The following is a 10,399-nucleotide window of genomic DNA, read 5'->3' on the forward strand; positions in this document are numbered from 1 at the left end:
CTATGTGATCAGCCGGCCGCCGAAGCAAACCTGCGCCTCAGGGTCGAGCCCACCAGGCCGAAGCCGACGATCATGAGCGCCCAGGTGGCGGGCTCGGGCACCGCAGGCGGGTCGGGTTCGACATCCCAGGCCACCAACCGCGCCGTCCCGGTGTACAGTCGCTCGCCTACGACGGTGAGCGGGGGGCCGTCGTTGGTGAAGCCGCCGACGGTCTGGAGGGCCGTTTGCGACCACTGCAGGTCACCGAGACTTTGCACGAGATAGACGAAGCCGCCGGGCGTGTAGTTCACTGCCGGAAACAGCCCGCCTCCGGCGATCTGGTTCTGGTAGTCTCCCAGCCTTTCGGCGTCCAGGTCGGCGCTTCTGAAGCGCTGGTAGAACTCCACATAGACGTTGTCGCCGTCCATCGTGCGGTTGAGCGCCCAACTGTCTGGGGGCGGGGCGTAGGGTTCCGAGACCCCCGCGACCGCGAACATGTCGGCGCCCTGCGGCGTCGCGACGACACCTGCAACGTCGCCATAGTACGTCTTCTGCCCGCCGAACTCATAGAGCACCGGCTCGAACGTCCAGGTCATCTCGAAATCGTCGATCGCGGGCGCGCCCGGGCTCGAACCCGTCACGTGCACCGCGAATGTCAGCGTCAGCGCCGCCGCCGGCGCCGCTGCGAAGGCCACGACCGCCGAGGCGCCCAAGGCCAGAATCCGCACCAGACCACGCATCCCCGCCATCCCACTGTTACGCGTTAACCAATCTAATGTGCAGGATGCGACACTTGCATGCGATGGCGCACACGTCTCGCGCGATTGCTTGAACGTCAGGGTCGTGGAGTTGTGTCGCCGCTTGGCCGGCCCTTAGCCCGCCCGCTCGGTCTTCCGCTCGGCCATGTGCGCGTCGAGGATGGCCGGGATCAGGCCGGGGAAGCGTTCCTGGATTTCGGGGCAGCGCGAGATGTTGCGCATCTCGACGCCCTGGCGCTCGGAGCGGATCAGGCCGGCCTCGCGCAGCACCTTGAAATGCTGCGACAGCGACGACTTTGGGATCGCCCGGTCGCCGACGCTGGAAAACGCCGAACAGCGCTGCGGGCAGTCCGCGCCCGCGATGTCGGCGAAGATCGCCACGCGCACGGGATCGGACAGGGCATGGAGGATGGCCTCCAGCCGGACGTCTTCGATCGAGGGGTGCAGCAGCGGCCTCATGATTTTTCAAAGTAAGCGGTCTTGAAATTCGTTCAATAGTTCCGATTTCCCGAACTTCAGGACGAAGACGACCCGCCATTCCGGCGACTGCCGCCCGTCCCTGCGTATTCAGAGGGAAACACTCCATGTCCAAGCTTCAAGGCAAGGTCGCCGTCGTCACGGGCGCCTCCAAGGGAATCGGCGCCGGCATCGCCAAGGCGCTGGCCGCCGAGGGCGCCGCGGTGGTCGTGAACTATGCGTCCAGTAAGGCCGGCGCCGATTCGGTCGTCCAGGCGATCACCGCAGCCGGCGGCCAGGCGGTCGCGGTCGGCGGCGACGTCACCCAGGCGGCCGAGGCCCAGGGCCTGATCGATGCGGCCTTGAAGGCGTACGGCCGGCTCGACATCCTCGTGAACAATTCGGGCGTCTATGCCTTCGGCGCGCTGGGCGACATCACCGCAGACGAGTTCCGCCGCCAGTTCGACGTCAACGTCCTGGGCGTGCTGCTCGTCACGCAAGCGGCCGCGAAGCACCTGGGCGAGGGCGGCAGCATCATCAACATCAGTTCGGGCGTGACCACGCTGCTGATGCCGGAATCGGCGGTCTACACGGGTACGAAGGGCGCGCTGGACGCGATCACCGGCGTGCTCGCCAACGAGCTGGCGCCGCGCAAGATCCGCGTGAACGCCATCAACCCTGGGATGGTGGAGACCGAAGGCACGCACACGGCCGGCTTCATCGGCTCGGAGATGCAGGAGGCGCTGGTCGCGCAGACGCCGTTGGGCCGCGTAGGCCAGCCGGCCGATATCGCCGACATCGCGGTGTTCCTCGCCTCTGACGACGCCCGCTGGCTGACGGGCGAGAAACTGCTGGCGACCGGCGGCCTGCGCTGAGGCCGCGACGGTCGGCCTCGGACTTCGCGTCCGGGGCCGCCGTCGGACTTTAGCGTCTTAGTGCTGGCTCTCCGGCATGGTGACGACCAGACCGTCCAACTCGTCGCTGACCTTGATCTGGCAGGAGAGACGGCTGTTCTCTTGGACGCTCTCGGCGAAGTCGAGCATCGACTCCTCCATGCTGGACTTCTCGCCGGTCTTCGAGAGCCAGGCTTCGTCCACATAGACGTGGCAGGTGGCGCACGCGCACGCGCCGCCGCAGTCGGCGTCGATGCCCGGGATGTTGTTCTTCACGGCGCCTTCCATGACGGTCAGCCCCGGCTTCACGTCGATCTCGTGCCTGGTGCCGTCATGCTCGACGTAGGTGATCTTGGCCATGGACGCCCCTCACTGATCGCTGTTCAGGCAGCGACCTCTTTCATGGAAACGGATGGGTCCGCAAGCTTCGCCTTGTTCACGGGCTTGCGGTTCAGGATGAGCATCTTGCCCATCATGAATTCGGGTGGCGAGTTGATCGCCTCGACGGCCTGGACCTGGTCGCCCTTGAGGTGGAAGACGGCGAACTTGCCGCTGGCGGGCTCGCCGCGCACCACGATCTCGTCGACGTCGAAGGCGTACCCGGCGATCTGGAGCTTCAGATCGTACTGGTCCGACCATTGCCAGGGGCATTCACCCGGCGGGCGCGGGCGGCCCATGATGGCGCTGGCCGCCTGCTTGGCCTGTTCCAGGGCGTTCGGCACGCTCTCCATCCGGAACATGCGGTCGTAGATCGGCATCGGCCGGTGGGCCACGTCGCCGATGGCGAAGATGCTGGGATCGGTCACGCTGCGCGCGTCCAGGTCGACCACCACGCCGCGGGCGCATTCCAGGCCGGCGTCCTTCGCCAGTTCCTCGTTGGGGTGAGCGCCCACGCCCACCACGACGGCGTCGCAGGCGATCTCGCGGCCGTCGTCCAGGCGCACGCCCACGACGTGGCCGTCCCTGCCCAGGTAGCCCGTCACCGTGGCGCCCAGTTCGAACCGCACGCCATGGCTGACGTGGCGGTCTTGGAAGAAGCTGGAGAGCGCCTCGCACGCCACGCGCGCCAGGAGGCGCTGCTCGCGCTCGATCACAACGACCTCGGCGCCCAGCGCGCGGCCCGACGCCGCCACCTCGAGGCCGATGTAGCCGCCGCCCACGACCGCCAGGGTCTTGCCCGGCCCGACCGCCGCCTTCAGCGCCTCGGCGTCCGCCGCGGTGCGCAGGAAGAGGATGCCGGCAAGGTCCTTGCCCTCGATCGGAAGCGAGATCGCGCGGGCGCCGGTGGCCAGGATCAGGATGTCGTAGCTCACGGTCGAACCGTCGGCGAGGGTCACCGTCTTCGCGCCGCGGTCCAGCTTCGTCGCCACGGCGTTCGGCCGGAAGTCGATGTTGTTCTCGGTGTAGAATTCGAGCGGCTTGAGCGCCAGAGAATCGGCGTCGGCCTCGCCCTTCAGCCAGGCCTTGCTCAGCGGCGGGCGCTGGTAGGGCGGGATCGGCTCCTCGCCCAGCAGGGTGATCGGGCCCTCGTGGCCATACTGGCGCAGCAGCGCCGCGACCGTGCCACCTGCGTGACCGGCCCCCACGATGACGACGTGAGCCGAAGCGCTGCTCATGTTTCTCCGATGCCGAAAAGTGACGATGGCGTCAACTTCTCTGGCGCGACGCCGCCCGGCGAGCCCGGGCGCTCTCTCTTTGCCCGCTGACCCTGCGGAGGGCAAATGATCCCAATCAAGGCTTGCCGAACAGCGTTTGGATCGGCCCCATGATCCCAAAGGGCCGCAAGCGCCCGGGAGGAACAGCCATGGACGACGGATCCGTCGATTTCCGCGCGGCCGCTGCGGCGGAAGCCTGGGCCACGCCGATCGAGGCCCTGAACCCGGCCCAGGCCGATCTCTTCGTCAACGACGCGATGTGGCCGGTCTTTGAACGGCTGCGGAAAGAATCCCCCGTCCACTGGACCCCGCCGGGCGACGAGTATGACGGCTTCTGGTCGGTCACGCGCTACCAGGACATCATGGCCGTGGACACGAACCACGACGTGTTCTCCTCGGCCGACAGCATCGTGCTGCAGTCCCGGGAACAGCGGGCTGAGGCCGACAAGCGGCCGCGCGGCGCCAGCTTCATCGCGATGGACCCGCCGGGGCACGACATCCAGCGCAAGACGGTGAGCCCCGCGGTCGCGCCGCAGAACCTGCAGGCGATGAGCCCGATCATCCGCGCCGAGGCCGGCAAGATCCTCGACAGCCTGCCGATCGGCGAGGAGTTCGACTGGGTCGACCGCGTCTCGAAGGAGCTGACGGCCATGACCCTGGCCACGCTCTTCGACTATCCGCAGGAGAAGCGCCGGGAACTGACCTTCTGGTCGGACATGTTCACCAACACGCCCGGCTTCGGCCCAGCCAAGAGCTGGGACCACAAGCGCGAGCAGGCCGACGCCTGCTTCGCCGCCTTCGACGCCCTGTGGGCCGAGCGGGTGAACGCGCCGCCGAAGTTCGACCTGATCTCGATGATGGCCCACGCGGAGGCCACCCGGAACCTCAACGTCCACGACTACCACTCGAACGTGGTGCTGCTGATCATCGGCGGCAACGACACCACCCGGAACACCATTTCCGGCTCGGTCTATGCGCTCAACAAGAACCCCGACCAGTACGACAAGCTGCGCGCCGACCCGTCGCTGATCCCCGCCATGGTCTCCGAGACCATCCGCTGGCAGACGCCGCTGGCGCACATGGCCCGCACCGCGACCCGCAACTTCGAACTGGGCGGCAAGACGATCAAGGCCGGCGACCGCGTGGTCATGTGGTATGTTTCGGGCAACCGGGACGACGCCCAGATCGCCAACCCGAACGCCTACGACATCCAGCGCGAGCGGGTCCGCAACCACCTGTCGTTCGGCTTCGGCATCCACCGCTGCGTGGGCAACCGCCTGGCCGAGCTGCAGCTCTGCATCATCTGGGAAGAAATCCTGGCCCGGTTCCCCGAGATTCGCCTGGTCCGCGAGCCGCTGCGCACACACTCGGTGTTCGTGAAGGGCTATGAGACCCTCCCGGTGGTGATCCCCACGCGGAATTAGGCGTAAGCTCCGGCGTCATGTCCGAAGGGCGCCGTTACCACGTCGGAGACCTGCCTGGCCGCCTCATTCGCGAGGCGCGCGAGATGCTGGAGGAGGGCGGCCTCAAGCAGCTCAACCTGAGGGCGCTCGCGGCGCGGGCCGGCATCACGGCCGGCTCGATGTACCACCACTACGACAGCAAGACCGCGCTCCTGGCCGAGCTGGCGGCGGGCGGGTTCAAGGAGCTGCGGCGCGACCTCGAGCGCGCCGACCACGATGCTGGCGAGGGGCGGCGCCTGCGTGGCTGGGCCGTGGGCTATTTCCAGTTCGCCCGACGCGAGCCCGCGCTGTTCGGCCTGATGTTCGACCCCGAGATCGCCGAGCAGCCGCAAGTGGTCGAAGCCCGGGCCGCGGCGCTGGCGGTCCTGCACCGTATTGTGACCGAGGTGGCGACCGTGCAGGGGCGGGTAGACCCGCCGTTGCGGCATATCACCCTGGCCGTCTGGGCGGCCGCCCACGGCGCCGCGGACCTCGCCCCAAGCACGCCCGAAGGCGGCGAACTCATCGAGGACGTGATCGCCGGGCTGGAGACGCTGTTCCGGCCCTGATCTATGCGAACGGTGAGGTGGGGGCGGACGAGGGCGTCTACCCCCGCTTCTGCTCCGCCACCCAGTCCTTGATCCGCTGGTCCAGCACCGAAAGCGGCAGCGAGCCGGAGGCGATCACCGTGTCGTTGAAGGCCTTGATGTCAAACTTCGGTCCCAGCGCCTTCTGCGCCTCGCCGCGCAGTTGCAGGATGCGGATCATGCCGATCTTGTAGGCGGTGGCCTGGCCGGGATTGACGATGTAGCGGCGAGTCTCGGCTCGGGCCTGGTCGTCGCCCCGCCGGCCGGTGGCCTTGAGGTAGGCGACAGCCTCGTCCTCGGTCCACCCCTTGGCGTGCAGCCCGGTGTCGGTCACCAGCCGGGCGGCGCGGAACAGCTCGGCGTCCAGGCGCATGAAGTCCGAGGCGATATCGGGATAGACGCCCATCTCCTTGCACAGCAGTTCGGAATAGAGGCCCCAGCCTTCGTTGAAGGCGGCGTTGCGGGCGGCCAGCCGGAACTGCGGCGCCCCCTTCTGGCGCACGCGCAGGTCGCCCTGCATGACGTGGCCCGGCACGCCCTCGTGGCACATCAGGTCGGCCAGGCTGGCGCGCAGCGACGTCTTGCCCAGCATGTGGAGGTAGACCCGGCCCGGGCGCGCGCCGTCGGGGCTGGGGCCGCTGGCGTGCGCCGCGCCACCCGCCACCTCGCTGAACGACGGCTCGCGGATCACTTCCATTTTGTAGGCCGGCAGGTTGTTGAACATCGCCGGCAGCGCCGCGCGGCTCTTGGCGATCAGGCTGTTGGAATAGGCCAGAATCTCGGCGCGGTTCTCGTCGGTGTAGGGCTGCGGCGGGTCGGCGCGGTTCAGCTCGGCATAGTAGGCGTCGGCGTCCTTGAAGCCGGCCTTCTGCGCCAGTGCATCCTGCTCGCCCTGGATCCGCTTCACCTCCGACAGGCCCAGGCTATGGATCTGGTCGGGCGTCAGCGTCGTGGTGGTCTGCAGTGTGATCGCCGCCTGGTACCAGTCCAGACCCTTCGGCAGCGTCAGCGCGCCGACCTTGCCCGACGGCGCCTTGCCGATGTCGCCCTCGCCCCACGCGATCAGGCGCTCATAGCCGGGCTTCATGCCCGTGGTCAGCGCCGCCTTGGCCTCGTCCAGCAGCGCCTGCGCCTCCTGCGGCGTGACCTTTCCGGCGGCGGACAGCCTGGCGACCTTGGCCTTGGCGTCGGTCCACAGCGGGGAGTCCGGCCCTTCGGCGGCGAAGGGTTGGCCCGAGATCAGCTTGCGGCTCTCGGCGATCATCCGCTCATAGGCGAAGCGCGGCATGCGGATGCCGTCGCCGGCGGCGGCCACGGCGCGCTCGCGGGCCTGGTCCATGGCGGGGCCGAGGGCGCGAAGGCGGGCGTTGTAGGCCTTCATGTCGGCGGCGCCGTCGACGAGGTGCGAGCTGATCAGGAAGGAGGGCAGGCCCGAATGGGCCCCGCCGCCGCCGAACGGAAAGTCGTAGCGGCGGAACCTGTAGGCCAGCTCGGCGCGGTCCAGCTCCTGGCTCCACATGTCGAAGCTGATCTTGCCCTCGTCCGAGAGCTTGTCCCGCTGGAACCCCTGCTTCATCCGCGCCACGCTGCCGCGCCGCCACTCCAGCGCCTTAAGCTCGGCCGCCTCCGAGAGGTCGTTCAGCCGGTCGTAACCCTCCTTGCGGCCCAGGGTCGTCGCGGTCTGTGGGCTGAACTTCAGGGCCTCGGCGAATTCGGCGTCGAGGAAGGCGTTGAACTTCTGTGTCGCGTCGGCTGGCGTCTGGGCGGAGGCCGCGGACGGCGCGATGGCGACGAGCCCGGCGGCCGGCGCGACGGCGAGGGCAAGGGCGGCGAGGGCGGGGGCGTGGAGGGTGCGAAGCATGCCGGCAATGAGGCATGGCCCGGCAAGACGCTCAAGCTGAGACCGGTTTCCAGGGCGAAACATGCCGCCGGTCGGCGAAGGGGCGGGTGGCCTAGCCGGTCCTACGCACCACCTTTGCTATCGGGGCGCTTGAACAGCTTGGCTTTCTTGATGCGGTCCTCGATCTGTCCACGCGACTGCGGCGGCGCGGCGGCCAGCGCCTTCTCATACCAATCGAGGGCCTCGGACAGGATGGCCTGATCCAACGCAGCCTCGCCGGCGCCCACCGCCGCCAACTGGTTCGCGTCCAGCTTTCTGGTGGCCCGCTCCATGGCCTCATCGCCCAGCAGGACAGCCGCGTCCGGCCGGCCCTGGTCGTAGGCGAGGCGCCAAAGCTGGGCCGCCTTGGCGGTGTCCTTCGCGACGCCGTCGCCGTACCAGTAAATTTGGCCGAGCGTGTAGGCCGCGTTCCGATGGCCCTGGGCGACGGCCTTTTCGTACCAGCCGCGGGCCGCCACCGCGTCCTTCTTCACAAATCGGCCCGAGAGATAGAAGTTGCCAACGTCCGTCTGGGCGTCGGCGTCGCCCATCTCCGCGCCCTCGGTGCACAGCCGCACCGCGCGCGCCTGGTCGCGGCCCAGCTCCAGCAGCACATTGCCCTCCGCGCAGCGCGACTTGCCGAGGCCCATGTCGCCGGCCTTGTGGAAAGTCGTGATCGCCTTTTCCAGGTCGATCCGCCCGCCGCAGCGACCGTACTGATAGGCCTCGCCCAGGAAGTGCATGGCGTCCGACCGGGTCGCCGACGCGGCTTCCAGATAACCGCAGCCCTTGCGCTTGTCAGGCTCGGCGTCGCTTCTGAAGGCTAGCAGGACGCCGGCGTAGGTCTGCGCGTCAATCCGGCCCGCTTCCGCGAGCTGATAGAGCTCGCGCGAACCGTCGGCGCGAACCTTGCCGAGCGCCGCCTTCGTCTCGTCGGTGACGGGCGGAGCGCCCTGGACGACGCTGATCTGGGCCTGGGCGGAGGTGGCCGCGATCCAGAGCCCGAAAGCGAGGATCGCGACGCGGCGCATCAGACCACCCGGTCCACCAGCATCTTCTTGATCTCGGCGATCGCCTTGGCCGGGTTCAGACCCTTCGGGCAGACCTGGGCGCAGTTCATGATCGTGTGGCAGCGGTAGAGCTTGAACGGGTCCTCGACGTCGTCCAGGCGCTGGCCGGTGGCCTCGTCTCGGCTGTCGATGATCCAGCGGTAGGCGTGCAGCAGAGCCGCCGGGCCGAGGTACTTCTCCTGGTTCCACCAGTAGCTGGGGCAGCTCGTCGAGCAGCAGGCGCACAGGATGCACTCGTAGAGGCCGTCCAGCTTCTCGCGGTCCTGCGGCGACTGGCGCCACTCCTTCTGCGGCTCGGGAGTCTCGGTCTTCAGCCAGGGCTCGACCGAGGCGTACTGCGCGTAGAACAGCGTCAGGTCCGGCACCAGGTCCTTCACCACCGGCATGTGCGGCAGCGGGCTGATCGAGACCTTGTCGCCCGGGCACTCCTCGTGGCCGTGGATGCAGGCCAGGGTGTTGCGCCCGGCGATGTTCATGGCGCACGAGCCGCAGATGCCTTCGCGGCACGAGCGGCGGAACGTCAGCGTGGGGTCGATGTGGTTCTTGATGTGGATCAGCACGTCCAGGACCATCGGGCCGCATTGGCTGACGTCCACATCGTAGGTGTCCCACGACGGGTTCTGCCCGTTGTCCGGATCGTACCGGTAGATCTTGAACGTCTTGACCTTCGCCGCGCCCGCAGGGGCCGGGAAGTGCTTGCCGCCCTTGGGGACGGAGTTCTTCGGAAGGGTGAGCTGAACCATCTGTCTGTTCCCCTTCGCCTAGTAGACCCGCGCCTTGGGCGGGAAGGGCGCGATTTCGTTGGTCATGGTGTAGTCGTGCACCGGGCGGTAATCGATCTTCACCTTGCCCGTGGCGTCGTCGAACCACGACAGGGTGTGCTTCATCCACTTCTTGTCGTCGCGGTCCGGGAAGTCCTCGTGGGCGTGGGCCCCGCGGCTTTCGGTGCGGTTGTGCGCGCCGGTCACCGTCACGACCGCCTGTCCGATGAGGTTGTCCAGCTCAAGCGTCTCCATCAGGTCGCTGTTCCAGACCATCGAGCGGTCGGTGACCTTCAGGTCGGGGCGCTTGGCGTTGACGGCGTTCATCCGTTGCACGCCGCTCTTCAGCGCGTCTGAAGTCCGGTAGACCGCCGCGTCCTCCTGCATCGCCATCTGCATTTCGAGGCGAAGGGCGGCTGTCGAGGTCGAGCCGCTGGCGTTGCGGAAGCGGTCCAGGCGGCTGAGGTGGCCGTCGGTCATCGCGGGCTTCAGTTCGGGTTGGGTCGCGCCGGCCTTGATCGTGTCGGCGCAGCGAAGCGCGGCCGAGCGGCCGAACACCACCAGGTCGATCAGGCTGTTGGAGCCGAGGCGGTTGGCGCCGTGCACGCTGACGCAGGCCGCTTCGCCCACGGCCATCAGGCCCGGCACCACCTTGTCCGGGTCGCGCCCGGCCTTGGTGACCACCTCCGAGTAGAAGTTCGTCGGGATGCCGCCCATGTTGTAGTGCACGGTCGGCAGCACCGGGATCGGCTCCTTGGTGACGTCGACCCCCGCGAAGATCTTCGCGCTCTCGGAAATTCCCGGCAGGCGCTCGGCCAGGATCTTGGGATCCAGGTGATCGAGGTGCAGAAAGATATGGTCCTTCTTCGGGCCCACCCCGCGGCCTTCGCGGATCTCCATGGTCATGGCGCGGCTCACC

11 protein-coding genes are annotated in these 10,399 nt (G+C 68.1%); 3 read left to right on the forward strand and 8 right to left on the reverse strand.

Annotated features, from left to right (window positions below):
- Positions 1-8: 8 nt before the first annotated feature.
- The gene (locus Q0L11_RS14780; RefSeq protein ID WP_296598221.1) at positions 9-719 is read right to left on the reverse strand and encodes a PEPxxWA-CTERM sorting domain-containing protein; all 711 of its coding nucleotides are present in this window, start codon (positions 717-719) and stop codon (positions 9-11) included.
- 132 nt (positions 720-851) lie between these two features.
- Positions 852-1,196, reverse strand: a complete 345-nt coding sequence (locus Q0L11_RS14785) for a helix-turn-helix domain-containing protein (RefSeq protein WP_296598222.1) — start codon at positions 1,194-1,196, stop codon at positions 852-854.
- Between the two features lie 125 nt (positions 1,197-1,321).
- On the opposite strand from Q0L11_RS14785, the gene Q0L11_RS14790 reads away from it, so the two are divergent.
- Positions 1,322-2,068 carry a glucose 1-dehydrogenase gene (locus Q0L11_RS14790; RefSeq protein ID WP_367183433.1) on the forward strand — a complete coding sequence of 249 codons (747 nt, stop codon included), beginning with the start codon at positions 1,322-1,324 and terminating at the stop codon, positions 2,066-2,068.
- A gap of 57 nt (positions 2,069-2,125) precedes the next feature.
- Here Q0L11_RS14790 and Q0L11_RS14795 read toward each other — a convergent pair whose 3' ends face one another.
- A complete protein-coding gene (locus tag Q0L11_RS14795) occupies positions 2,126-2,446 on the reverse strand; it encodes a 2Fe-2S iron-sulfur cluster-binding protein (protein WP_296598223.1) in 321 nt (106 codons plus the stop codon).
- A gap of 23 nt (positions 2,447-2,469) precedes the next feature.
- Entirely contained in the window at positions 2,470-3,702 is a 1,233-nt protein-coding gene (locus tag Q0L11_RS14800) for an FAD-dependent oxidoreductase (RefSeq protein ID WP_296598224.1), read from the reverse strand.
- A gap of 188 nt (positions 3,703-3,890) precedes the next feature.
- On the opposite strand from Q0L11_RS14800, the gene Q0L11_RS14805 reads away from it, so the two are divergent.
- Both Q0L11_RS14805 and Q0L11_RS14810 read left to right on the forward strand, forming a co-directional pair.
- Entirely contained in the window at positions 3,891-5,165 is a 1,275-nt protein-coding gene (locus tag Q0L11_RS14805; protein ID WP_296598226.1) for a cytochrome P450, read from the forward strand.
- Between the two features lie 17 nt (positions 5,166-5,182).
- Positions 5,183-5,752, forward strand: coding sequence for a TetR/AcrR family transcriptional regulator (locus Q0L11_RS14810; protein ID WP_296598228.1), 570 nt, complete (start codon positions 5,183-5,185; stop codon positions 5,750-5,752).
- 37 nt (positions 5,753-5,789) lie between these two features.
- Here the strand turns inward: Q0L11_RS14810 and Q0L11_RS14815 are convergent, their stop codons facing one another.
- From Q0L11_RS14815 to Q0L11_RS14830, 4 genes are all read right to left on the reverse strand, one after another.
- Positions 5,790-7,631 carry a DUF885 family protein gene (locus tag Q0L11_RS14815; RefSeq protein ID WP_296598230.1) on the reverse strand — a complete coding sequence of 614 codons (1,842 nt, stop codon included), beginning with the start codon at positions 7,629-7,631 and terminating at the stop codon, positions 5,790-5,792.
- A 101-nt stretch (positions 7,632-7,732) separates the two neighbouring features.
- Positions 7,733-8,680, reverse strand: a complete 948-nt coding sequence (locus Q0L11_RS14820; RefSeq protein WP_296598231.1) for a tetratricopeptide repeat protein — start codon at positions 8,678-8,680, stop codon at positions 7,733-7,735.
- Complete coding sequence (locus Q0L11_RS14825; protein ID WP_296598232.1) at positions 8,680-9,462, reverse strand: succinate dehydrogenase iron-sulfur subunit; 783 nt, start codon at positions 9,460-9,462, stop codon at positions 8,680-8,682. The genes Q0L11_RS14820 and Q0L11_RS14825 overlap by 1 nt, the downstream gene beginning before the upstream one ends.
- A gap of 18 nt (positions 9,463-9,480) precedes the next feature.
- The coding region (locus Q0L11_RS14830) for an FAD-binding protein (protein ID WP_296598233.1) at positions 9,481-10,399 on the reverse strand (919 nt) is incomplete at its 5' end.

Origin of the sequence: Phenylobacterium sp. (assembly GCF_024508875.1) — a bacterium.
In the GTDB taxonomy this organism is placed as follows: Bacteria; Pseudomonadota; Alphaproteobacteria; order Caulobacterales; family Caulobacteraceae; genus Phenylobacterium.

What these genes read in the sequence shown, in the direction of transcription:
- Q0L11_RS14780 (WP_296598221.1), bottom strand. Translation starts at nt 719, where the DNA reads ATGCGTGGTCTGGTGCGGATTCTGGCCTTGGGCGCCTCGGCGGTCGTG.
- Q0L11_RS14785 (WP_296598222.1), bottom strand. Translation starts at nt 1,196, where the DNA reads ATGAGGCCGCTGCTGCACCCCTCGATCGAAGACGTCCGGCTGGAGGCC.
- Q0L11_RS14790 (WP_367183433.1), top strand. Translation starts at nt 1,322, where the DNA reads ATGTCCAAGCTTCAAGGCAAGGTCGCCGTCGTCACGGGCGCCTCCAAG.
- Q0L11_RS14795 (WP_296598223.1), bottom strand. Translation starts at nt 2,446, where the DNA reads ATGGCCAAGATCACCTACGTCGAGCATGACGGCACCAGGCACGAGATC.
- Q0L11_RS14800 (WP_296598224.1), bottom strand. Translation starts at nt 3,702, where the DNA reads ATGAGCAGCGCTTCGGCTCACGTCGTCATCGTGGGGGCCGGTCACGCA.
- Q0L11_RS14805 (WP_296598226.1), top strand. Translation starts at nt 3,891, where the DNA reads ATGGACGACGGATCCGTCGATTTCCGCGCGGCCGCTGCGGCGGAAGCC.
- Q0L11_RS14810 (WP_296598228.1), top strand. Translation starts at nt 5,183, where the DNA reads ATGTCCGAAGGGCGCCGTTACCACGTCGGAGACCTGCCTGGCCGCCTC.
- Q0L11_RS14815 (WP_296598230.1), bottom strand. Translation starts at nt 7,631, where the DNA reads ATGCTTCGCACCCTCCACGCCCCCGCCCTCGCCGCCCTTGCCCTCGCC.
- Q0L11_RS14820 (WP_296598231.1), bottom strand. Translation starts at nt 8,680, where the DNA reads ATGCGCCGCGTCGCGATCCTCGCTTTCGGGCTCTGGATCGCGGCCACC.
- Q0L11_RS14825 (WP_296598232.1), bottom strand. Translation starts at nt 9,462, where the DNA reads ATGGTTCAGCTCACCCTTCCGAAGAACTCCGTCCCCAAGGGCGGCAAG.